A 23,505-nucleotide genomic window follows, 5' to 3' on the forward strand; every position below is an offset into this window, starting at 1 on the left:
ACTCTTTACCCGGTTTTTCCTTTCCCAAAAAAATATTTTATGCTGAAACCCGAAAAATATTGTACGATTGTCTTCATAAAGGAGGGATGAACATGTCCCAACGAAAGTGGCTGCTGCTGCTCGCCTCATTGTCCGTATTAATCGTCCTCGTCATCGCCAGTTTCATCGTTCAACTGCGAAATACGACTGACCAGATCGATACCATTCACGAGCAACGGTTCGATTCATATGAAGCAATTGAAGACATCATGTACTACAATATCGAACGCGCCAACGCTATCCGCGGTCTCCTCGCCTATGAAGACCGCCGCTTTTTAGAAGCCTATTACAGCATGTCCCAACGTACGAAAGAATTGAAGGAATCTATCAAGAATGATCCGAGAACGCCAAGTTCATTCCTCGACTTACTGCATCGGGACGGCATTTGGGAACAAGAAGCCGACCGCGTCCTCGTCATGTACGAGAGCGGTGACATCGAACAGGCGACGGTGACGGCCAAGTCGATGACCGATCAACGGCAGACGATACTAGAAGATTTAAGAGCTTTGAAACAGATGCAATACAACGATATCCGGAAAGAGCTCGTATCCACTCAAAATCAAATCGATATCGTCATTCAAGCACTGTACTCAATCGTTTTCTTACTCGTAGCGACTATCATCATCCTCGTGTTCATGATTTTCAAAACACGTCAAAAAAAGACCGATCACAACTGATCGGTCTCAAGTATTCACCAAACTTCAAGCTCGCTTGAAGTTTTTTTAGTTGGAACGAATCAAGCGAGTCGCGTTGCCGATGGCGAGCAACGCGACGCCGACGTCTGCGAACACAGCTTCCCACATCGATGCGAGTCCGAGCACGCCGAGCAGGAGGAACAGCGCCTTCATCCCGAATGCGAGGACAATATTTTGCCACACGATCCGCTTCGTCCGCTGACTTAGCTCAATCGCCGCAACGACATCGCTCGGTGCGTCATTCATGAGCACGAGGTCTGCCGCCGTCACTGCGGCATCGCTCCCGATTCCACCCATGACGAGTCCGACGTCCGCACGGGCTAGCGCTGCCGCATCGTTCAAACCGTCACCTACGAACGCGACTTTCCCTCGCGCGGCCAACTTCTCCACTTCCTCGACTTTCTGATGGGGAAGTAACTCACTTTTCACTTCATCGATTCCGATTTTCAAACCGACCGACGTCGCAACTTCATCCCGGTCCCCTGTCAACATGACCGTCCGATAGCCGAGACGTTTTAGCGCGGCAATGGCTGCTGCGGCATCCTCTTTCACCGTATCCATCAGTTCAATCCGCCCGAGCCAGCGGTCATTTCTCATGACGTGGACGCTTGTGCCCATTTGTTCATCTTGAATCGAATGTCCTAACTTCCTCATGAAACGGGCACTTCCGACATAGATTGTATCCGTGCTATCTGTCGCTGTCAGACCGTAGCCCGGGTCTTCGGTAATATTCGCAAACGCGGTCGTCTTGCTCGCCTTCGCGACGATTGCTTTTGCCAGCGGATGCGTCGATGCCATCTCAACACGGGCAGCGAGCGTTAACAACTCCGCTTCCGTCACGTCTCCGCTCGTCGTCACGTCCGTCACTTCAAAGCGACCGGTCGTGAGTGTTCCCGTCTTGTCAAAGATGACCGTCTTCACTTCGGCGAGCACGTCTAAATACTCGCCGCCTTTGACCAAAATCCCTCGTTTAGAACCAGCCCCGATCCCGCCGAAATAACCTAACGGAATTGAAATGACGAGTGCGCACGGGCAACTGATGACGAGGAAAATTAAGGCGCGATACACCCACTCCTCTAAATTCCCAACGAAAAGAGGTGGGATGAACGCAACGATTGCTGCTAAAACGACGACAATCGGCGTATACACTCTGGCTAAGCGTGTGATCATCTGCTCTGTCTTTGCTTTGTTCGAGCTTGCCTGTTCGACAAGCGCAATCATCTTTTGCAAGCTCGACTCCGTCGCAGATCGTATGACGCGCACTTCAAGCCGCCCTTCTAAATTGACCATTCCGGCGAGCACTTCATCGTGCGGTCCGACTTGACGGGGAACCGATTCGCCCGTCAATGATGCCGTATCGAGTGAACTCGATCCGATCACGACGCTCCCGTCCATCGGAACTTGTTCGCCGGCACGGACGATGATGACCGAGCCGATTGCCACATCTTCAGGACGCCGTTCGAACTCACCGTCCGGACCGAGCACACGTGCCATCGTCGGTTTCATATTCAATAATGACTGGATCGACCGACGCGACGCGTGGACGGCTCGTCCTTGGAAGTATTCGCCGAGTTGATAAAATAGCATGACGGCGACCGCTTCCGGATATTCTCGAATTGCGAACGCTCCAATCGTCGCAATCGTCATTAAAAACTTCTCATCGAACCATTCGCGATGCCATACGTTTCGTGCTGCCGCATAGACGACATCATAGCCGGCGACCGCATAAGCAACAACGTATAACGGCAGTGATTCAGTCAAGAGAGCGAGCACAAGCAGGCTGAGGGCGATACCAAAGCGCCACAACAGGTGGTTCGATGCTTGCTCGATTTGATCAGTTTTCACGAAATGCGCGCCCGGTTCAATCCGCCCCATCGTCTCTTCAATTGAACGGAGGCCTGTTTCACGCTCGGACGGATCAATCCATTCGATGATCATCCGGCTCGTCGCAAAGTCGATTTGACAGGATGCGACACCGGTCTGCTCCGAGACGCTTTTCTCGATCTTCGCCGCACAATTTGTACAAGTTATACCTTCGACTGGTAAGACGTCACGTGATTCCATCGCTCTTCCTCCCACTTCATTCAAACGTTTATTTGAATATATCGTAACGCTGATTGGAAGAGAATACAATATAAAAAAGTGTCTACTGTGTTGTCGCAGTAGACACTTCTCAAAGACCTGATTGCTGTTCGGCACTGTGCGCCATCGCGATTTCGACGAGAAGACGAACGTGCTCATCATCTAATGAGTAATAAACAACTTTCCCATCTTTACGATATTTTACGAGCCCTTGATCGAGGAGCGTCCGTAAATGATGAGACGCGGTCGCGTTCGAGTGTCCGATCACGGCGGCGACGTCACAGACACATAATTCTTGCTCGAGCGTCAAGACGTACAGCACTTTCAGTCTCGTCGGATCAGCGAACGCCTTAAACAACCGACTGACTCGGTTCGCATCCAATCGCACAAGTGCCTGTTGCAATACAGCCACATCTTCACTTTGGATGGCGATTGTTTCGCATTGTGGTGCCTTCATCCGTGTCACCTCATTTCGTATAATTTCATTTTAGCAAATCCAAACAGAAAAATCTGTTATAGATTATAATTGACTTAAACACAACTGTTATAATACAATGAATACAACTTAACAAACGCACGCATACTTAAAGGAGGCGCTTTATATGAATGAATGGGCAAGCCGACTCGAATCGTCAGTCGAATTTTATCGGAAATTACCAGATAAGACGTGTCAAGAATGCGGACAACATATGGATGAGCAGTGTGAGTCTTATGAAAACACATGCGCATCATGTGCTGAAAAGCTTCAACTCGCTGAACAATAAACAATCCCTCGGAGTTTCCGAGGGATTGTTTATTGTCCAAATTGGTAGCCAAGGTAGGCGGCAATTAAACCAAAGACATACGTCGCCAGTAAGTATAAACCAAAGCGAAGCCAATCTTTCGTCACGAACCGCATCACTTCAAGTTTGAACGTCGAGAACGTCGTGAACGAACCGAGGAAGCCGACACCGATTCCGAGTCCCACCACCGAAGGTACAGGGGCTGCATACAAATATCCGAGCCAAAACGATCCGGTCACGTTCACGAACAAAGTCGCCCAAGGAAAGACCGATCTCGTCCATACTTTAACGAGCTGACCAATTCCGAAGCGGGCCATCGCCCCGAAAAAGGCACCGATCATCACTGTCACAACAGTCATCACGCCTCCCCCTCTCGCTTCACAAAACGCCGGAATCGTCTTCTTCCTAGTTTATAGCCTAACCACGAGCTGAACAGGCCGAGGACGATGCTCAGTGTCACATAGGTGAGCGCTCCGATCAGGTTCCCTGACTCAATCATCACAATCGTCTCGACACTGAACGTCGAGAACGTCGTGAACGAACCGATAAACCCTGTACCGACCGCCGTAATGACCATCGGTGAGAACTTTCCGGTCTGAAACAAGTAATGGGTGAGCCAACCGAGTAGAAAACTGCCGATCAAGTTGACGGTGAGCGTCCCTAGCGGAAATGTACCTGTCCACAACGTATGCATCCCTATACCGACCCCATACCTTGCTAGCGCTCCAAGCGCTCCTGCTAAACCAACGTAAACGTAGAGCACGACCGTTCCTCCTTACGAAAAGACACCTGCCGCGAAAACATCGCCCGGCAGGTGTCTGCATTTCTTCTCAAATTATAACAAGCCCTCCCGCATTATGAAATAGGAGTCGGTGCGAATACAGCCTCGATTGCCGTGAACGCCTCATCGAGTTCTTCTTTCGTAATGACAAGCGGTGGCGCGAGTCGAATGACCGTCTCGTGCGTCTCCTTGCAAAGCAAGCCCCGCTCTTTAAGCGCCTCACAATAAGGACGAGCCGCTTCCGTCAACTCGATCCCGATAAATAGGCCGCGGCCCCGGACTTCTTTAATGCGTGGGTTGTCGATTGACTTTAAACGGTCCATAAAGTACGTCCCGAGTTCGAGCGAACGCTCCGGAAGCTGTTCTTCTTCAAGCACCTCGAGCGCAGCGATCGATACCGCCGCCGCGAGCGGGTTCCCCCCGAACGTCGACCCGTGCGATCCTGGATTGAACACTCGGAGGACGCTTTCGTTAGCAGCCACGCACGATACCGGGAAGACACCGCCACCGAGTGCTTTTCCGAGGATATACATATCGGGATCGACGCCTTCCCATTCGATCGCGAACCATTTTCCAGAGCGGCCAAGACCTGACTGAATCTCATCTGCGATGAACAACACGTTGTTCGCCTTACACAATTCAGCCGCCCGCTTCAAGTAACCCGCCGGCGGGATGATGATACCCGCTTCCCCTTGAATCGGTTCAACGATGAACGCCGCCGTGTTCTCCGTGATCGCCGCCTCGAACGCGTCGATGTCTCCGTACGGCACGACTTTGAAGCCTGGGAGGAGCGGTCCGAAACCGCGCTGATAGTCCGCTTCTGTCGACATCGACACAGCCGCCATCGTCCGTCCATGGAAGTTGCCGGTGCAGACGATAATCTCGGCTTGCCCCGGAATTTGTTTGACCTCATAGGCCCAGCGCCGTGATGCCTTGACCGCGGTCTCGACCGCTTCGGCACCGGTGTTCATCGGTAACACCATTTCTTTATTTGTAAGCGTTGCCACTTTTTTGTAGAAGCGACCGAGCTGATCATTGTAGAAAGCACGTGACGTCAACGTGATCTTGTCGGCCTGATCTTTTAACGCTTGAATGATTTTCGGATGACAATGCCCCTGGTTGACAGCCGAATACGCACTCAACATATCCATGTAACGATTTCCTTCCGGGTCCGTCACCCAAATCCCCTTCGCCTCCGAGATGACGATTGGAAGCGGATGATAATTGTGCGCCCCGAATTTCTCTGTCAATTCAATCACTTCTTGTGTTTTTGACATTTGATTTCCCCCTTATGAAAAAAAACTACCTTACTCCTCCAGTATATGATGACCGTCTTTCTTTTGACAACGACGAACTTGCCCGTTCCTTGGGTTGGGAAAATAAGGTACACTGAACGTATAGTATGACTTATTTGATGTAGATTGGAGGAATTTGTGTGACTTCATTGCGTGATTTGCCGATTGATACGTTCATCGATGCCCTATCGATCCCATGCTGTTACATCGATTTTGACGGCACCGTCCTTCTTTGGAACGAACAAGCGGAGACGCTGTTCGGTTGGGAGCGTGACGAGGTACTTCACCACGCATTACCCGTCGTCCAACATTTAGAGCAGGCGCTTGATACGTGGTCACCATTGCTCCTTCAATATCCATTCTCGACGACGGCGTTGACGGCGTTTAAACATAAAAACGGCTCGGTCGTCTATGCGACCGCTTACTTACAAACTTTTTCGATCAACAACGTCAACGGCTATTTTTTAGCCTTCCTACCGAAAGGCTTCGGTCCGCTCATCAGCACCGAGCAGTTCAACCTGCTCCACCACTTCCAAGCGATGATCGAGCATTCGACTTATTATTTGGCAGCCAACGCTCGCGGCGAGATCACAGAGATCAACCCGCTGTTGTGCGACTTGATCGGGGCACCTGACCAACAATTCATCGGTCGTAACTGGTTCGATCTCATTCACCCCTCTTTTGAAGATGATCCGATTGCGGGCGTGGTACGTCAAGCGCTCACGACCGATCAAATTTGGAACGGCGAGATGCCGATTCGGTCACAACGACATGTGACGAACATCTGCTGGCTCAACTTGACAATCGTACCGATTTTAAGTGAAGACGGCGAAATCGCCCAATACACGGCGTTTGGTTTCGACGTGTCTGATAAGAAACGTCTCGAACAAGAAGTGAACTACCTCGCCTATCACAACGATTTGACCGGACTGTTAAATAAAAAAGGGCTCTTGCGCCAATATGCGCACTCACTTACTGACGTGAAAGAACATAACGGGTTGTTGCACGTCGCCCTCTTCGATATCGATCGGTTCAAAATTATCAACGAGTCGTTCGGTTCACGCGTCGGCAATGAACTGTTGCTCCAAATTAAAGATCGGGCTGAACGCTTCCTGCCCCAGTCGAGTGTCATGTTCCATCCTTCGGGCGGCTTGTACGGTATTCTTTTCTTTGAACAATCAAAAGAAGAAGTGTTCCAGCTGCTTCGTCAACTGCAACACGAACTGCAACGACCGTTCCGGATTTACCACCATTCGATCATGTTATCGATCTCGATCGGTTGCGTGTTCTACCCATCGGCCACTAATTCGTTGGACGAGCTATACACCCGGGCCGAGAGCGCTTTGTTCAAAGGCAAGCGCATCGGTGTCGGGACGATCCAATTCGTCACGAAAGACATGGACGATGCGTTCTCAAGACAAATCCATATCGAAAAAGCGCTGTACCAAGCGCTCGAAGAAAAACATTTTTATCTCGAATACCAACCGAAGTTCGACTTGAAAACGGATAAGCTGATTGGATTTGAGGCGTTACTGCGCTGGCATCACGACCAACTCGGGCAAATCCCGCCTTCGGAGTTCATCCCGCTCGCTGAAGAGATGGCGCTGATCGTCCCGATCAACAACTGGGTCATTCTTGAGGCCACCAAGCAACTGAAGGCGTGGCAACCGCTCGTCAATCATCCTCTATCGATGGCGGTCAATATTTCGCCGAACCAGTTCCGCAGCGAGAGTTTCATCAACACGCTCCGAAACATCAAGCAACAACTCGATTTGAACCCGTCCGACGTCATTCTCGAGATCACAGAAAGTCTCGTCATGCAACAGACGGAGGAAACCATCGCTCGGATGAATCAAATCAAACGGCTCGATTACCGCCTGTCGATCGACGACTTTGGAACCGGCTTCTCGTCGCTTCAATACTTGAAATCGTTCCCGGTCGACGAGCTGAAGATCGACAAAGTGTTCCTCGACGACTGGTTGACGTCGAAGTCTCACTTGCTCGACGTCATCGTCCACCTCGGCAAGAGTTTGAACCTTCACGTCGTCGCCGAAGGCGTCGAAGACCAAATCATGCTCGACCATTTAAAAGAGACCGATTGCGACTCGTTCCAAGGATTTTTATACGCCAAACCAATGCCACCCGACCAAGTCGTCCGGTTGCTCACGAATAACGAGACATAAAGAAGCACCGGTCGTCATCTCGACGACCGGTGCTTCTTTTGATTAGAGGCTAATCGCAGCCGTCCATAGTCCGTACACACCATAAGTCGCCGCGAGGATGATGACAGTCGCAATCGCATACTGAATCCCGCTTAGGAACTTCCGTCCTTGCTCCCGTTCTGCGAGCATGAAAACGAAGATTCCCGGCGCATACAAAATCATTGCGATGAGCATGTATTCAATCCCGGATGCGTAGAGTAACCATGCCGCGTAGAGCGAGGCGACACTCGAAACGAGGACCATTTTCCGAACACCAGTCCGCCGTGCCTCTTTCCAGCCGAACAAGGCCGAGAATAAGTAAGGCACGAGCGCGGCGATACCGGCGATGCTCGAGAGCACCAAGTACGTCTGTTCCGAGAACAAGGCGATGACCGTGACTGCTTGCGTGAACGCTTGCGTGATGAACAAGGCGCTCACCGGCGTATCATTTCGATTGAGTCGATTGAACAATTTCGGGAACACACCGTCCCGGCTCGCCACGTAGGAGATCTCCGTCGCCAATATCGTCCACCCGAGCAACGCCCCAGCGAGCGACACGAGCAGACCGATATTGATGATCGTCGCACCGACCGGACCGACGACCGCTTCGAGCACGTACGCCATCGACGGTTCCGGGAGCGCCGTGAGTTGTTCTTGCGTCATGACGCCGAAGGAGAAGATTGAAATCATCATGTAAATCAACAGCGTCCCGATGAGGCCGATCACCGTCGCCCGCCCGACATCGCGCTTATTGCGCGCCCGCGACGATAAGACGACCGCGCCTTCAATGCCGACAAACGCCCAAAGCGTCACGAGCATCGTCGATTTCACTTGGGGAAACACGTGCGACCAACTGAAACCAGACTCGCCCCAAACATCGATTTGGAACGTCTCAATCTGGAACGCAAACAAAATGAGCACGATGAACAAGAAGATCGGGACGAGCTTCGCGATCGTCGTGACGATGTTCAAGAGCGCCGCCTCCTTCATCCCTCGAGAGATGAGCCAGAACAGCCCCCAAATGAAGAACGCGCTCATCACTAACCGGAACGATCGATGCTCTGCTGAAAAAATCGGGAAAAAGTAACTGAGCGTGCTAAAGATCAGCGTGATGTTCGCTACTGTCCCGATCCAAGCGGACATCCAATAACCCCAGCCGCTATTGAAGCCGACGAACTTCCCAAACCCTTCTTTAGCGTAGGCATAAATCCCACCCTCAAGTTCAGGACGTGAATCCGCCAAAAATTGGAATACGAACGCCAGCATAATCATACCGACCCCTGTGATCGTCCAACCGATCATCACTGACCCGACCCCGGCACCTTGGGCCATCGCTCCTGGCAAGTTAAAAGCTCCTCCGCCAATCATCGTCCCGACGACCATGGCAGCGAGCCCGAAAAAGCCGATTCCGGCTGATTGTGACTTCATTCAAAACCCTCCAACATTAGTTCACTTTTATCGAATAACTATACACACATAATGTATAAACATTCGATGATTTTCTCATTCTACTGAATAAAGGAACGTTTAGATAGGTGTTTTAGTAATGTTTGTATTTTCGAATAATTTAAAAAATTTCATTGCGCATTCATTCTGTTTGTAGTTTAATTGCAATATATTCGAAACAATCAGAATTTTCGGGAGGTAAGACAATGCGGAATAAAAAATGGTTAGCTTTATCGGGTGTCGCTTTGCTTGCTACAGCAGCGTGTGGCGGTGGAGAAGAGGCAACAGATTCGTCGGACGGATCGTCATCAAGTGACGCGAAAAAAGAAGTCACGCTCGTTTCGGCAACTGATTTGCCACAGCTTGACCCGACACTCACGACCGACTCGACATCGATCATCGTGACGAACAACGTCTTCGAGGGACTGTATCGTCTTGATGAAAACAACCAACCAGTACCAGGTATTGCTGAGGACGTCGAGATTTCGGAAGACGGTCTTACATACACATTTAAATTACGTGACGCCAACTGGTCAGACGGCTCACCAGTAACGGCTGAAGACTTCGTTTACTCGTGGAAACGTGCCCTCAACCCTGAAACGGGTGCCGAGTACGCATACATCCTTCAAGACTTGAAGAATGCCAACAAAATCCTCGGCGGCGAAGCTGAACTCGATTCACTCGGTGCGAAAGCAGTCGATGAGAAGACGCTTGAAGTTCAATTGGAAGCACCGGCTCCATACTTCCTCGGGTTGACAGGATTCCCGACGTACATGCCGCAAAAACAAGAGTTCGTCGAAGAACAAGGCGAGTCGTTCGCGACAGCCGTCGATAAAACGCTCTACAACGGCCCTTACGTACTTGATAGCTGGCAAGACAACGAAGGTTGGGTTTATAAAAAGAATCCAGATTACTGGGATGCTGAAAACGTCAAGATGGACACGATCAACGTCAAAGTCGTCAAAGAAGTCGCGACCGGTGTCAACTTGTTCGAGTCAGGTGAAGTCGACTATACGCTCTTGTCTTCTGAATTCGTTCCACAATTCCAAGAAGCAGAAGAGTTTAAAACACGTGCTGACGCACGGATCAACTTCCTTCGTTTCAACCAAAAGAATGAAGCACTCCAAAACGTGAATATTCGTGAAGCGTTGGCGAAAGGTTTCGACAAGCAAGGCGTAACCGACGTCATCTTGACAGACGGTTCACAGCCGGCCAACTTCATCGTCGCTAAGGACTTCACGTTCACGGAAGACGGAGCTGACTTCCGCGAGAAGTATCCTGATCTTCAAAGCTACAACGTCGACGAAGCGAAAGCTGCCTGGGATAAAGGACTTGCCGAGCTCGGCGTCGAGACGATCGAACTCGAGTTCCTCTCACGTGATGAAGAAGCGTTCAAGAAAGTCAACGAGTACATCAAAGGTGAACTCGAGAAGAACTTGCCTGGACTCACGCTTAACATCAAACAACAGCCGTTCAAAAACTTCCTCGAGCTTGAAGGTGCAGGCGACTATGATATCTCTGCTGCCGGCTGGGGCCCTGACTATCAGGATCCAATGACGTACCTCGACATGTGGATCACAGACGGTCCGTTCAACCGGATGGCGTACTCGAACGATGAGTACGATCAGTTGATCCAAAGCGCGAAGAAAGAAGCTGATCAAATGAAGCGTTGGGAGACGATGCAAGAAGCTGAACGCATCCTGCTCGAAGACGACTTCGCGATCGCACCGATCTACCAAAAAGGTGAAGCTTACCTCGAGCGCTCAAACATTCAAAACATGTACCGCCATCCGTTCGGAGCTGACGCTAGCTTCAAGTGGTTGGACGTTAACTAAAAAACAAATCCTGTCGCATAGCGGCAGGATTTGTTTTTACATTCCATACAAAAAAGATGTGTGTCACATGATTCGTGACACACATCTTTTCGGATTGTTAGACGAGCTGTTTACGCTTCACGCTCAGCACGCATCTCTGCCGGCACTTGGCCGCGCTTCGAGATGACTTGAGCGACGACCAGCGCGACGACGAACGTCGCGAACGCCGCGAAGAATCCAATCCACATCGAGCTTGTGATCCCAAGAACCAAGTAACCGACCGCCGACACTCCTGCCGCGATCAACGCGTACGGGAGTTGTGTCAACACGTGGTCGATGTGGTGCGACCCGGCACCCGTCGAACTGAGGATCGTCGTATCCGAGATCGGTGAACAGTGGTCACCGAACACGGCACCTGCGAGCACAGCGGCAAGTGTCGGGAGCAACAGCTCTGGGTCGACTGCCATGATCAAATCAGCACCGATTGGTAGCATGAGACCGAACGTCCCCCAGCTCGTACCCGTTGAGAACGCCATGAGACCGGCAATCGCGAACAAGATGAGCGGCAAGTATGACGCCGCGATCGTATCTGTGACGAAGCTTGCCAAGTAATCACCAGTTCTCATATCCCCGATGACGGCAATGATCGTCCAAGCGAACAGCAAGATGAGTACGGCTGGCCACATGGCCCGGATACCGGCCCACGCTGCATGACCGTAGTCCACAGCTGGAATGTTGCGACCGATGAGAAGCAAGAACGCCACGATCAAACTGATGACCGCGCCGGCAACGAGTGAACGCGTCACGTCCGTCGATTCGAACGCTCCGAGCAGCGAGAAGCTTTGACCGTCAGCAGCAAGCGCTTGGCCACCTGTGTAAAGCATGGCCGAGACGGTCGCGATGATCAAAACGATGATCGGGACGATCAAGTCGCGAACTTTCCCACCATCATGCTCTTTAATGTCTTCACTCATTCCCATCGGCGCACCTTTCGACACGTCGTAGAGCTCGCCTTTAAGCGCACGTAGCTCGTGCGTCCGCATCGGTCCGATGGCAAGCCCTGTGAAAGCGACGTACCCCGTCAACATGAGTGCGAAGATGGCATAGAAGTTCATCGGAATGATTTGAATGAACGCCGAGAACGACGAGTAGCTGTCGATTGAGTACTTCGTTAAAATACCAGCGATGATGGCGATGATGTAGGCCCCCCAGCTCGAAAGTGGGCTGATGACACAGACCGGAGCCGCCGTCGAGTCGATCGTATACGCGAGTTTAGCGCGCGATACTTTCTTCCGGTCCGTCAGCGGTCGGCTAATGTTCCCGACAGCGAGACTGTTGAAATAGTCGTCGATGAAAATCAACATTCCAAGACCGAACGAGACGAGGCGCGCGCCGCGCGCCGTTTTGACGTTAGAAGCCGCCCATTCACCGAACGCGCGAGCACCGCCCGATGTTTGAATGATTGACGATAAAACACCAAGCAAGAGCAAGAACGCGATCAAGAGCACGTTCCATTCGTTTATGGCCCCATCCGCCCAGAACAAGGCGATGACGTTCGACCATAAGTACTGAATCGATTCAAGTGGATTGAAGCTATGAAGGAGCAAGACCCCTGCGATGATCCCGACACCGAGTGACGGAATAACTTTCCTTGTTGTGATCGCCATAATGATGGCGAGTAGTGCCGGCACTAACGAAAGCACCGATGTTGAATAATCTACCATGCTGATTTCCTCCTCTTCTGTTTGAGATGAGGCCCCCCAATGCTTAAAAAAACGCAAAGCGAGGGCATCGGCAACAAAGCCGACACCCTCGCTGGATGTTCCGTCTTTCTTAGCCGACTTGGAGCGCTCCATACGTAATATATGTATGGCAGTCCGACGAGTATTTCCCGTCAGCCCAGCATAAAGTCAGAGACATGACTTTACACTTCGGCGATTCTGCCTTTCTGTAGTCTTCACCGTTGTCATCCTCGGACTACTTACTCATCAGCATCGCACCTCTACCTCATCGATAGCACGAATATTCATTTAAAGTTACGTCTAAATTATCATAGGTTACAGTAACATATCAATAGTTTTTTTAGTCACGGACGATTTGTTTTAATACAGCGAGCGCGGCTTGGTCGTTTGACTCAACGGCTTTAAAGAAATCACTAAAGAAGTGATAAAGCACGAACCGTTCGGCATGCGATGACGTATGATCTTTGATCGTCAATAAAATAAGACGGCGCAACCGTCGCTTCGTCTGCGTCTCGCTAGGTAATTCTTCACACCGGTCCTTGAAGGCACGATACACAGAATTGATCAAATCCTCATGTTCATCATACGACCGGTTGTAAGCAACTTGTTCCATCTGTTATATCCCCCCTTTCAATTTGTACCGATGAAACTTGTTGTAACTATATCAACTTAAGCGCACGCATTCAAACGTTTCGGGTTGGTCTTTACGAAAATCATACGTTAGACCGAGTCAATTTCCGATAAATGAGAACGTTGTCACATCAAACAGTCCCATGTCCGTCAATTTCAAGTCGGGAATGACGGGGAGTGCCAGGAACGACATCGTCAAATACGGGTTGAAGTGACGATGAGCCCCGACGACGTCAAGTGCGTCGTTCAGCTGTTCGAGCACGTCTGCGACTTCATGATACGGACGCCTCGTCATGAGCCCTCCAATCTCGAGCGGCAAGACGGCAAGCACTTTCCCTTCCGAGACGGCGACGACACCGCCACCGACCTTCTCGAGCGTCTCTGCAGCAAGTAACATGTCTTCCGGGCTGACACCGGCAATGACAAGGTTATGGCTGTCGTGGGCGACCGTCGCTGCGAGCGCACCACGTTTGAGTCCAAAGCCCGTCACCGGTGCGAGCGCCATATGGCCCGTCCCGTGATGCCGCTCGATGACGGCGAGCGTCACGATGTCCTCGGTAAGATCAGCGCCCGATTCATCCGGGTTGAACACGTGGCGGACACGCTTCGTCAACAGGCTGTTCGGCAACACTTGAATCACGTCGACCGCTTCTTCCTTGATCGGCAGGCGGAACGAGTCAGTTGTCAGGTCCGGGAGTTTGAGCTCACCTTTCATCGGCTTCGGCACTTCAACCCCTTCGGCCTCGAACGTGGCTTTCCCCGCTCGCGCGACTGCCGTACCATCGACGTAGACGGTTTCGATGTTAACCGATTCGACGTCTGACAAGATAACAAAGTTCGCTTTTTTGCCCGGCGCGATCGCACCGACGTCTTTCAAGCCGTATGCTTCAGCCGCATGAAGGCTGGCGATGGCGTATGCCGTCTCCGGCTTGACGCCCTGACGGATTGCCATGCGGATGTTATAGTCGATACCACCTTCTGCCACGAGATCATCGAGGTGCTTGTCGTCCGTACAGAACAAGAAGCGGTGGGCATTACTTTCGGTGATGGCCCGACTCACTTTCTCGACGTTCCGCGCGACCGATCCTTCGCGAATCTGGACGTAAAAGCCACGACGGACCCGCTCGATCGCCTCTTCTGCCGTCGTGCATTCGTGGTCGGTCATGATGCCGGCTGTCCGGTACACGTTTAACTGATCAGGATTGAGGCCTGACGCGTGACCATCGACGACTTTCCCCGCGAGTTCCGTTTGCGCGATTTTTTGGAGCATGTCCTCGCTGCCGGCTTCGACCGATGGATAATCCATCACTTCCCCGAGACCGTGCACTCCAGGGTCCCCTAAAAATGGCGCAAGATCTTCGGCATACAGTTTGGCGCCCGCGTGTTCGAACGGCGTCGCCGGGACGCAGCTCGGTAGCATCATCCGGACGTCGAGCGGCAATCCGTTCGCATCGGCAAGCATATACTCGATCCCGAGCGCACCGTTGACGTTCGCGATCTCATGTGGGTCGGCGATGACCGTCGTCACACCGAGCGGCAGGACCGCTTTCGCAAACTCATGCGGAGGCACCATCGACGACTCGATGTGAACGTGTGAGTCGATGAATGACGGAGCGAGCGTCCAAGACGGGTCATGATATTCCGTCTCCCCTTCGTAACCTTCTCCGATGGCGACGATATAGCCCGAGTCGATGGCGACATCGGTGCGAATCGTCTCGCGGCTATAGACGTCGATGACCGCGACGTCCTTAAAGACGACCGCCGCTTTCTTTTTCTTGGCGGCAATGTCGATCAAATGTTGTTTTTCCATCTGTCTGTCTCCTTTTGCAACGTATTTTACCTATCTTATCAAGAATAATCTTTCGGACGCAATTTCTTTTTGTAGTTGTGCGACAATGGGAGCATATCTAGTTGAAAGGGGTTACACATATGCAATACAAATTAGGAGACCTGATCCCACATGTCGACGAGACGGTATTCGTCGCACCTGGCGCCCACGTCATCGGTGACGTCACGATCGGAGCCCATTCCGGTGTTTGGTTCAACACCGTCATCCGTGGAGACGAGGGCCCGATCCAGATTGGCGCTTATGTCAATATTCAAGACGGGTCGATGATCCATCAATACGAAGGATCACCGACAATCATCCATGACCGTGTCTCGATCGGCCATATGGCGATGATTCACGGTTGTGAGATCGAGGAAGGCTGTCTCATCGGGATGCATGCGACCGTGCTTGACGGTGCCAAAGTCGGGAAAGGCTCGTTCGTTGCCGCCGGTGCACTCGTCACCCCGAATATGCAAATTCCGGAAGGTGTCATGGTCATGGGCGTACCAGCCAAAGTCGTCCGTCCGCTCAATGACGAAGACCGCTTCATCATGGAACGGACCGTCAACAAGTATGCGAAGCGGGCCGAGCAGTACTTGACGACGTGTGAACCGTTAACACCGACACAAAGTTTGTGAAAGCGTTTACAAGATTCATAAATTGTTAACGATTACCCCGATTTTTCTTCATGTTTCCCTTGTATACTGAGGATGTAGTCAAGCCGACGTGTCGAAAGGGGCCAATTGTATGTATCCAAACCATGCACAACTCATGTTAGACCTGTACGCCTCGTCCATTAACCCAAGCTATTGCCTTCACATCGATGATTCGTTCGATGATACGCTAAAAGGTACACATCGAGAGGTTTGGGAACGGATGCAATTGGATAATGCTATAGAAGAAGAAACTCAAACTGGGGGAAAGTAATCACCATGATTCCGACGAATGTCATTCAAAACTGGCTTGCTGGCAAGCTCAAAAAATAAACTGAGACGTTTTTAAACGTCTCAGCCTATTTATACATCCAGCTCGAGTGCGGCCACGTCGCACTCGAGCTTTTTCATGTTCACTCAAAGATCGTCAAACACGCATCAAGCGACTGCCGCGCCTTCGTCGGCGGGACGTCTTCAAATCGTCCGAGTTGGAGCAGACCGACGAACGTCTCCCCGTCCGCACCGATCATCTCCTGCAGGCGAGCGTCTTCGAAGATACCGCCCGTCCGCCAGACGAGCCCGATGTTTTGCTCGGCACAGAGCAAATGGAAGTTCTGGATGAACGTCGCCGTCGCGAGCAGTGCATCCTTTTGCCCTTTCTCCGTCTCAAACGGCTTCGTCGTTACGTACACACACGCCGCCGCGTTGCGGATCCGTCCGGTAATCTTCTCTCGCTTGGCCTCAGGACCGTCTTGAAACGCCGGTTCGAGCGCGTCTAACAACACGCCTTTCCCGTCACCGTTGAACAAATAAAGATTCCACGGCTCGACTTTGTTATGAAACGGCGCTTGGTGGGCCGAGGTGAGCAACTGATACAGCAATGCCGTATCAAGCGGTTCCTCTACAAACATCCGAATCGTCCGCCGCGACTCGATCAACTGTTGTCCGACTGTTTTCTCCATTAGAAATCACTTCCCCTGATGTAGTCTTTTTCATCATAAGTGAAAATGGTTCTCACGTGTAGCAATTTGACCGAAAAGCATGGGAACTTGATAGCTCATCGTCCCGTATATAGAAATGACTAGATTGTTCTTTTGATTGAAACTTGTACTACGTTTGAAGACGATACAAATAAGGAGAGGATCACCGTGACCCCACGTTTCAAATCGTTTCTATTATGTACGCTCTCGCTCGTCATCTTTACAACAGCATGTCAATCCGCGACATCGTCACCTTTGACGATTGACATGAAGAGCGAAGAAGAACAACGCCAAGTCGTAGACAATTTCGCGTTCGACGATTATAAAGCACTGTTTGACGACGTCATCACCGAAGCAAACCAGTTCGACGTTGAGGAACCGCTTCGAAAGTGGGTGATTCGGACATTGTCCCAAGAGAAACTGTATTATGAAACCGACTTGACGAATGAACAAGTCATCACGCTCTCAACCGAAGCGATGAAACAAAGTATCGCATGGAAAACGGTCGCAAAAGAGAAGTACAACATTCACGTAACGGAAGAAGAGATTGACCGTTACATTCAACAAGGCCCGGATCGGAGTGATTTACCGAGTCATCTCGCCTACGCGAGCGCCCTCGGCTTGTCGCTGCACCAACTAAATCATCAGTTCGATCGAGACCTTTATGAAAAGAATACGATTTGGCTAAAGTTGAAACTTGAGTTGGAAAAGAAGTACCAGACAGACGACAACAACGAGCTCGTTAATCGATATGAAGCGGAAGTCAACGCACAACTAGATTAACCTGATAGATCGACTCGGTAAGGTCGCATCGGTCGTTCATACGAAAAGGGATTCAGTCGTTTTTATGACTGAACCCCTTTTCTTTATCTGCCTACAAAATTATGTCGATTGTCCAATCACTTCACACGCGACCAAGTCTTCAAGTGTCTGTCTGCGGACGACGAGACGATGTGTCCCGTCTTTCACGAAGACGACGGGCGGGCGGAGCATTTGGTTATAGTTGCTCGCCATCGAGAAGTTATAGGCGCCTGTCGCTTTAACGAGGAGAAAATCCCCGGCTTCAACCGGCGGGATGAGCGAACGGTTCGAGATGATGTCTCCCGACTCGCAGCATGCCCCGACGATCTTCGCTTCAAGCGTCTTCGCTTCATCCATCCGCGTCGCCGCGATGACGTCATATTCGGCATCATAGAGGGCAGGACGGATGTTGTCTGTCATGCCGCCGTCGACCGAGACGTATGTGCGGACACCGCTCACGTCTTTGACCGTCCCGACTTCATACAGCGTCGCACCGGCGTTGGCGACGAGCCAACGTCCCGGCTCGATGCCGATTTTTGGGAGCGGCAAACCGAATCGCTCCACTTCTGAAACGAGCGTATCCATCACTTGCGTCATCGTAGCGGCAAAGTCGAGCGGGTCATCCGTCTCGAGATAGGCGACGCCGAAGCCACCGCCGATGTTCAACACATCAGCCGTAAAGCCGGTCTCCCGACGAATCGTCTCGATGAAGTTGACCATCGTCTTGACCGTATTGATGAACAGCGTCGGTTCTTGAATCTGTGACCCGACGTGACAATGGATCCCTTTCAGATGAAGACGTTCCGTCGCGAGTGTTTCCCGGACCGCTTCGAGATACGTGTCGTCATGCGTCGGGAAACCGAACTTCGTATCGACCCCACCCGTCTGGATCGCCTCGTGGGCGCCTCCAACGACTTGCGGGACGATGCGGAGCAAGACGTCGACATCGACATCATGCTTTACGGCGAGACCCGAGAGCAGACCGATCTCACGCATGTTGTCGATCGTGAAATGGGTGATGCCGTTCTCGAGCGCGAACGAGATGTCTTGCACCGTCTTATTTGACCCGTGAACGTGAATCCGGTCAGCCGGGACACCGGCATGGAGCGCGACGAACATCTCACCGCGTGAGACGACGTCGATGCTCAAGCCCGCCGTCATGACTTTCTCATACACGGCCGCGATCGACATCGCCTTTGACGCATAGAGCGCGTACGTGTTCGGATACTTATCTAAAAATGCGCTCCGGACGAGCCCGAGCCGAGCTTCAAGTTCTGGCTCGCTCATGATATAGAGCGGTGTCCCGTACGTCGCTTGAAGTTCTTGGACGGATACGCCCTCGATCATACAAACGGATTGGTTGCTGGTGTACATAAAATGCCTCCTTCAAAGCGATGCGGGACACGCCATGAGCGTGCGCATAGTTGTTCCGAGTTGTTGGCGTGCCCGGTCCGGGTCACGTCATCGATCTTCGTCTCATTACCGTACAGCTCGACCCGGTCGCCGATTTGAACCGTCTCGTCGACGCGGAGGAAGCTGTGGCTCATGAAAATATTGCTAACGAACGGGAACGCCCGTCCATTAATGTGGACCGGCAAATGCCGACGGGCCCGCATCAAGCCATCGCCATATCCGACTGACAACACGGCGATCCGCTCTTTCGACGGTGCCGTGTAGCCCGTCCCGTAGCCGACGTGTGCGCCGGCCTCGATATCGTGCACGGCAACGACTTCCGTCTCCCAATAAAACGCCGGGACGAGCCAATCGACCGCCTCGACCGATGAGTAGCCGTAGAGAAAGATTCCGACCCGGACGTGCGTGCAGTGCCCGAGACGCGGATCGGCTTGAAGCGTCGCCGCGCTGTTGGCGGCATGGACGACTTCAAACGAATGCCGTTCGATCAGCCGCGTCGACCAGTCGGCAAACCGTTCGACATGGACACTGTGCTCGATTTCGGCGTTATCGGCGTCGGCGAGCGGAAAGTGTGTGCACAAACCGACGAGGTCGAGCTTTTCATCTTGGCAGAACGCTAAGATGGCAAGCGCTTCTTCGAACGTCTTCGCGCCAAACCGGTTCATGCCGACATCGAGCTTCAAATGAAGACGGACGCCGTCGAGCTCATGGCGTTGTGAGACGAGCCAATCGTACGAACCGATGGCGACGTCTAAACCGTCGCGATGCACGGCCGACCACTCGTAAACGGGGTTCATGACGAGGACGTTCGCCTCGGGTGCATGCACCCGGACCTCGCTCCCCTCGTCGAGCGTCGTCACCATGAAGTGACGCACCCCTTCTGCGTACAATGTCGTCACAACTGGCTCCATCCCTAAGTTATAGGCGTTGTTTTTCACGACGGCAAACACCGGTCGGCCGAGTGCCTCGATCCGACGTTTGTTCTCGCGAATCGCGTTTAAGTCAATTGTGACTCCCATACACATTGCTCCCTTATTCTTTGACTGCTTCTTTGACGAACGTGATCCAATCGCGATGTGCCGGGATCAGTCCCGTCACGGTCTCGCGGTAACGGGCGAGCATAGTCGTTGCGACCGTCTGAACCCCGCCGCCGATCGAGATATTGTCGACTTCGATGACACTCGTCACTTCAGCTGCTGTACCCGTCAAGAAGATCTCATCTGCTACATACAATTCGTCACGTCCGATATGGCGCTCAATGACCTCGAACCCTTCTTCACGGGCAAGATCGATGACCGTTTGACGCGTGATGCCGTCGAGGACGGAACAGTCGAGTGACGGTGTGAAAATTTTATTGCCTTTGACGAGGAAGATGTTGGCGACGCTCGCCTCGCTGACGTTTCCGTTCATGTCGAGGGCAATCGCTTCGTCATACCCGTCTCGGACCGCTTCTCCTTTAAGGAGTTGCGAATTCATATAGTTGGCTGCCGCTTTCGCTTGCATCGGCATCATCGTCGACGAGACGCGGCGGTATGACGCGACTTTCGCCCGGATACCGACCGTCTTGCTGAAATATTCGCCGAGCGGCCAGCATGAGATGGCAACGTGTACTTTCGTTTCCTGCGTCGGCATGAGTGCCTGCCAAGGTGTGCCGAGGAAAACGAATGGACGGATGTAACACGCTTCAAAGCCGTTGCGTTCGATCAATTCGATCGTCGCTTGTTCGAGCTCGTCGACCGTGTACGGTAGTTCGACGTGATAGTAAGCACACGAACGAACGAGTCGCTCCAAGTGTTCACGGAGTCGGAAGATGGCTGGACCTTCCTCTGTGTGATACGCCCGAATTCCTTCGAAGAACCCGCTACCGTAGTGGATCGCGTGCGTCATGATACTCGTGTTCGCGTCACTCGGCTCGATCCAAGCCCCGTCTTTCCACATCCATTGTCCATATTGTTCCATTGTTCAACTCTCCCATTCACTTTTGATATTTTCTGTCTATTATACGTTACAGGGAGCGTAAGTCATCCACTAGTTGTGTTTTTTCTGCTGTTTTTTCATCTTTTTGCTTGATGACACGGGCTGGCGTGCCGGCGACGACACTTCCTGCCGGGACGTCGACTGTGACGACACTGCCTGCTGCGACGACCGCATTCTCGCCGACACGGACACCTTCTAAGATGACCGCGTTTGCACCGATCATGACCCCGTCTTCGATGATGACCGGATCTTTTGAAGGCGGCTCGAGGACACCTGCGACGACTGCGCCAGCGCCAAGGTGGACGTTTTTACCGAGTGTGCCGCGGGCGCCGATGACGGCGTTCATGTCGACCATCGACCCGTCACCGATGACGGCGCCGATATTGATGACCGCCCCCATCATGACGACGACGTTGTTGCCGATTTGAACGTGGTCACGGATGAACGAACCTGGTTCGATACGGGCGTTCAACTTCGTCGTGTCAAGCATCGGCACGGCGCTGTTGCGGCGGTCGAACTCGAGGTGCGAGTCGGTGATGACTGACGCGTTCGCTTCAAGGAAAGCGGCCGCACGTTCAGCCGTCGTGAGGAATAATTTCGACTCGTCCGTTCCGAATGCTTTTGCTTCTTCGATTGTTAAACCTGCCAACTGACCGTTGACGTACAATTTGACTGGCGTTTCTTTCTTGGCATCTTTAATGTATTGTGCGATTTCATAAGCGTTTGTGAGTAACATGAGTGGCCTCCTCGTATAGGTTCGTTAAATTGTATAATCCGGCCGGGCGGTCGAGAATCGTCGCCGCCGCGGCGAGTGCCCCGTTCGCGAAGACGCGTTTCGACAGGGCCGTATGTTTTAATTCAAGCATTTCATCGTCTCCGGCGAAGAGCACCGTATGCTCACCGAAGATCGTGCCGCCGCGGACCGAGTGCATGCCGAGTTCGTCAGTACCTCTCGCCTCACGACGTGACGCGCGTTCGTACACCGGCGTCACGTCCCGTTTCGCCTCGATGGCACGGGCGAGCAGTTCAGCCGTCCCGCTCGGCGCATCGACTTTTTTACGGTGATGCGCTTCGATCACTTCGATATCATAACCAAGCGTGAGCGGCACGAGCTGGTCAAGCAACTGCTTCAACAGTGCGATCCCGTAAGACGTGTTATACGACTGGAAGATCGGGATCTGTTTCGATGCGTCCTCGATCTTTGCCAGTTCAGCTTCCGAGAAGCCCGTCGTCGCGATGACGAGCGGGATTTGCTTGTCTTTCCCGAACGCGAGCACGTCATCAAGCAGCGCCGGGTTCGAGAAGTCGATGACGACGTCGATCGCGGCGTCGACTTCTTTCAGTGAAACGGGATGATCGCCGCCCGCCGGTGAGACGATGGCCGCGACGTTCAAGTTTTGAGCGAGCGCGACTTCTTCAACGATCTGTCCCATCGCGCCGTATCCGTGAATTAACAAGTTCACTGTCTCACCTCATTAAACTGCTCCATCGCCGACAACAGACGTGCCTCGGCCGTCGCGCTCATCGGAACGAGCGGGAGGCGCGGCGAGCCAAATTCGAAACCGCGGGCGTTCAACGCCGCCTTGACCGGGATCGGGTTCACTTCGGCGAACAGTTCATCGATGACCGGAAGCAAGCGGATCTGCCATGTGCGGGCCGTCTCTAAATCTCCGGCGAGAAGCGCTTCGGCGAGCGCGACTGTCGCTCCCGGATACACGTTCGAGAGCACCGAGACGACACCTTGGGCACCCCATGCCATGTACGGCAGGATTTGGTCGTCATTTCCGCAGTAGACCGGGAAACCTTCCGGCAAGTGGGCCATCATTTGTGCCATCACCGAGATGTCCCCGCTCGCTTCTTTCAACGCAGCGATGCGTGGGTGTTCGGCGAGTTCACCGACCGTTGCCGGATCGAGCGCGACGCCTGTCCGTGACGGGACGTTGTAGAGCATGAGTGGAATCGGTGACGCGTCGGCGATCGCCGTGAAGTGGGCGATCAGCCCCGCTTGGGTCGACTTATTATAGTAAGGCGTGACGACCATCGCCATCTCGGCACCAAGTTCTGCCGCCCGTTTCGTCTTGGTGATACTTAACGCCGTATTGTTCGACCCTGTCCCGGCGATGATGACGGCACGACCGGCGGCGACTTCGATCGCCTTCGTGAGGAGCGTCTCGAACTCTTCGTCTGTGATCGTCATCCCTTCGCCTGTCGTCCCCCCGATGACAAGACCGCTGACGCCTTCTTTGATTTGATCTTCAATCAATGCTTCCCACGCTGTGAGATTTAACTGACCGTCCGTTTGGAACGGTGTAGCGAGTGCTGTAGCGACTCCTGTGAACATATGAT

The 23,505-nt window shown here is 52.5% G+C and carries 22 protein-coding genes and 1 riboswitch; of the genes, 6 read left to right on the forward strand and 16 right to left on the reverse strand.

Annotated features, from left to right (window positions below; genetic code table 11):
• The first annotated feature begins 92 nt into the window (after window positions 1-92).
• The gene (locus EVJ28_RS09075; protein WP_236634109.1) at window positions 93-716 is read left to right on the forward strand and encodes a hypothetical protein; all 624 of its coding nucleotides are present in this window, start codon (window positions 93-95) and stop codon (window positions 714-716) included.
• Between the two features lie 45 nt (window positions 717-761).
• On the opposite strand, the gene EVJ28_RS09080 is transcribed toward EVJ28_RS09075, so the two are convergent.
• Together EVJ28_RS09080 and EVJ28_RS09085 are read right to left on the reverse strand one after the other, a co-directional pair.
• Window positions 762-2,798 carry a heavy metal translocating P-type ATPase gene (locus tag EVJ28_RS09080; RefSeq protein ID WP_131488733.1) on the reverse strand — a complete coding sequence of 679 codons (2,037 nt, stop codon included), beginning with the start codon at window positions 2,796-2,798 and terminating at the stop codon, window positions 762-764.
• Window positions 2,799-2,907: 109 nt separating this feature from the next.
• Entirely contained in the window at window positions 2,908-3,273 is a 366-nt protein-coding gene (locus tag EVJ28_RS09085) for an ArsR/SmtB family transcription factor (RefSeq protein WP_070328849.1), read from the reverse strand.
• A 145-nt stretch (window positions 3,274-3,418) separates the two neighbouring features.
• Between EVJ28_RS09085 and yhfH the strand changes: the two genes are divergently transcribed.
• Window positions 3,419-3,580: a protein YhfH gene (gene yhfH / locus EVJ28_RS09090; protein ID WP_016509445.1), complete on the forward strand. Its 162-nt coding sequence runs from the start codon at window positions 3,419-3,421 to the stop codon at window positions 3,578-3,580.
• A gap of 29 nt (window positions 3,581-3,609) precedes the next feature.
• On the opposite strand, the gene EVJ28_RS09095 is transcribed toward yhfH, so the two are convergent.
• The 3 genes from EVJ28_RS09095 to EVJ28_RS09105 form a co-directional block, all read right to left on the reverse strand.
• On the reverse strand, window positions 3,610-3,957 hold the full coding sequence (locus EVJ28_RS09095) for a fluoride efflux transporter FluC (protein ID WP_070328848.1): 348 nt from the start codon (window positions 3,955-3,957) through the stop codon (window positions 3,610-3,612).
• A complete protein-coding gene (gene crcB, locus EVJ28_RS09100) occupies window positions 3,957-4,361 on the reverse strand; it encodes a fluoride efflux transporter CrcB (protein WP_131488735.1) in 405 nt (134 codons plus the stop codon). Before crcB ends, EVJ28_RS09095 begins: the two co-directional genes overlap by 1 nt.
• A 92-nt stretch (window positions 4,362-4,453) precedes the next feature.
• Window positions 4,454-5,656 carry an ornithine--oxo-acid transaminase gene (locus EVJ28_RS09105; RefSeq protein ID WP_131488737.1) on the reverse strand — a complete coding sequence of 401 codons (1,203 nt, stop codon included), beginning with the start codon at window positions 5,654-5,656 and terminating at the stop codon, window positions 4,454-4,456.
• A gap of 158 nt (window positions 5,657-5,814) precedes the next feature.
• Between EVJ28_RS09105 and EVJ28_RS09110 the strand changes: the two genes are divergently transcribed.
• Window positions 5,815-7,857 (forward strand): EAL domain-containing protein, encoded by a 2,043-nt coding sequence (locus EVJ28_RS09110; RefSeq protein WP_131488739.1) that lies wholly within the window; start codon window positions 5,815-5,817, stop codon window positions 7,855-7,857.
• Between the two features lie 42 nt (window positions 7,858-7,899).
• Here EVJ28_RS09110 and EVJ28_RS09115 read toward each other — a convergent pair whose 3' ends face one another.
• Window positions 7,900-9,303 (reverse strand): basic amino acid/polyamine antiporter, encoded by a 1,404-nt coding sequence (locus tag EVJ28_RS09115; RefSeq protein ID WP_070328844.1) that lies wholly within the window; start codon window positions 9,301-9,303, stop codon window positions 7,900-7,902.
• A gap of 224 nt (window positions 9,304-9,527) precedes the next feature.
• Here EVJ28_RS09115 and EVJ28_RS09120 point away from each other — a divergent pair, with 224 nt between their 5' ends.
• Window positions 9,528-11,156, forward strand: a complete 1,629-nt coding sequence (locus EVJ28_RS09120; protein ID WP_070328843.1) for a peptide ABC transporter substrate-binding protein — start codon at window positions 9,528-9,530, stop codon at window positions 11,154-11,156.
• Window positions 11,157-11,266: 110 nt separating this feature from the next.
• On the opposite strand, the gene EVJ28_RS09125 is transcribed toward EVJ28_RS09120, so the two are convergent.
• The 3 genes from EVJ28_RS09125 to ade form a co-directional block, all read right to left on the reverse strand.
• On the reverse strand, window positions 11,267-12,859 hold the full coding sequence (locus EVJ28_RS09125) for a Na+/H+ antiporter NhaC family protein (protein ID WP_131488741.1): 1,593 nt from the start codon (window positions 12,857-12,859) through the stop codon (window positions 11,267-11,269).
• A 113-nt stretch (window positions 12,860-12,972) separates the two neighbouring features.
• Window positions 12,973-13,148: riboswitch (Lysine riboswitch) on the reverse strand.
• A 69-nt stretch (window positions 13,149-13,217) separates the two neighbouring features.
• Window positions 13,218-13,490: a hypothetical protein gene (locus EVJ28_RS09130; RefSeq protein ID WP_070328841.1), complete on the reverse strand. Its 273-nt coding sequence runs from the start codon at window positions 13,488-13,490 to the stop codon at window positions 13,218-13,220.
• 117 nt (window positions 13,491-13,607) lie between these two features.
• Window positions 13,608-15,317, reverse strand: a complete 1,710-nt coding sequence (gene ade, locus EVJ28_RS09135) for an adenine deaminase (protein ID WP_131456733.1) — start codon at window positions 15,315-15,317, stop codon at window positions 13,608-13,610.
• Between the two features lie 119 nt (window positions 15,318-15,436).
• Between ade and EVJ28_RS09140 the strand changes: the two genes are divergently transcribed.
• Window positions 15,437-15,973, forward strand: a complete 537-nt coding sequence (locus tag EVJ28_RS09140) for a gamma carbonic anhydrase family protein (RefSeq protein ID WP_131456731.1) — start codon at window positions 15,437-15,439, stop codon at window positions 15,971-15,973.
• 428 nt (window positions 15,974-16,401) lie between these two features.
• On the opposite strand, the gene EVJ28_RS09150 is transcribed toward EVJ28_RS09140, so the two are convergent.
• Window positions 16,402-16,950, reverse strand: a complete 549-nt coding sequence (locus EVJ28_RS09150; protein ID WP_070328837.1) for a nitroreductase family protein — start codon at window positions 16,948-16,950, stop codon at window positions 16,402-16,404.
• A gap of 186 nt (window positions 16,951-17,136) precedes the next feature.
• Here EVJ28_RS09150 and EVJ28_RS09155 point away from each other — a divergent pair, with 186 nt between their 5' ends.
• On the forward strand, window positions 17,137-17,751 hold the full coding sequence (locus EVJ28_RS09155; RefSeq protein ID WP_131467958.1) for a hypothetical protein: 615 nt from the start codon (window positions 17,137-17,139) through the stop codon (window positions 17,749-17,751).
• Window positions 17,752-17,850: 99 nt separating this feature from the next.
• Here EVJ28_RS09155 and lysA read toward each other — a convergent pair whose 3' ends face one another.
• Genes lysA through dapA form a run of 6 tightly spaced genes read right to left on the reverse strand, consistent with a single transcriptional unit; the run spans window position 17,851 to window position 23,500 of the window.
• Window positions 17,851-19,143: a diaminopimelate decarboxylase gene (gene lysA / locus EVJ28_RS09160; protein WP_236634110.1), complete on the reverse strand. Its 1,293-nt coding sequence runs from the start codon at window positions 19,141-19,143 to the stop codon at window positions 17,851-17,853.
• Window positions 19,113-20,201 (reverse strand): alanine racemase, encoded by a 1,089-nt coding sequence (alr, locus tag EVJ28_RS09165; protein WP_131488743.1) that lies wholly within the window; start codon window positions 20,199-20,201, stop codon window positions 19,113-19,115. The genes lysA and alr overlap by 31 nt, the downstream gene beginning before the upstream one ends.
• A gap of 13 nt (window positions 20,202-20,214) precedes the next feature.
• A complete protein-coding gene (locus EVJ28_RS09170; protein ID WP_071399081.1) occupies window positions 20,215-21,141 on the reverse strand; it encodes a branched-chain amino acid transaminase in 927 nt (308 codons plus the stop codon).
• A 46-nt stretch (window positions 21,142-21,187) separates the two neighbouring features.
• Window positions 21,188-21,895, reverse strand: coding sequence for a 2,3,4,5-tetrahydropyridine-2,6-dicarboxylate N-acetyltransferase (dapD, locus tag EVJ28_RS09175; RefSeq protein WP_070328832.1), 708 nt, complete (start codon window positions 21,893-21,895; stop codon window positions 21,188-21,190).
• On the reverse strand, window positions 21,873-22,622 hold the full coding sequence (gene dapB, locus EVJ28_RS09180; RefSeq protein WP_131456721.1) for a 4-hydroxy-tetrahydrodipicolinate reductase: 750 nt from the start codon (window positions 22,620-22,622) through the stop codon (window positions 21,873-21,875). Before dapB ends, dapD begins: the two co-directional genes overlap by 23 nt.
• Window positions 22,619-23,500: a 4-hydroxy-tetrahydrodipicolinate synthase gene (dapA, locus tag EVJ28_RS09185; RefSeq protein WP_131456719.1), complete on the reverse strand. Its 882-nt coding sequence runs from the start codon at window positions 23,498-23,500 to the stop codon at window positions 22,619-22,621. Before dapA ends, dapB begins: the two co-directional genes overlap by 4 nt.
• Window positions 23,501-23,505 lie beyond the last annotated feature (5 nt).

Source organism: Exiguobacterium sp. SH3S3, assembly GCF_004337115.1.
Classification (GTDB): domain Bacteria; phylum Bacillota; class Bacilli; order Exiguobacteriales; family Exiguobacteriaceae; genus Exiguobacterium; species Exiguobacterium aurantiacum_A.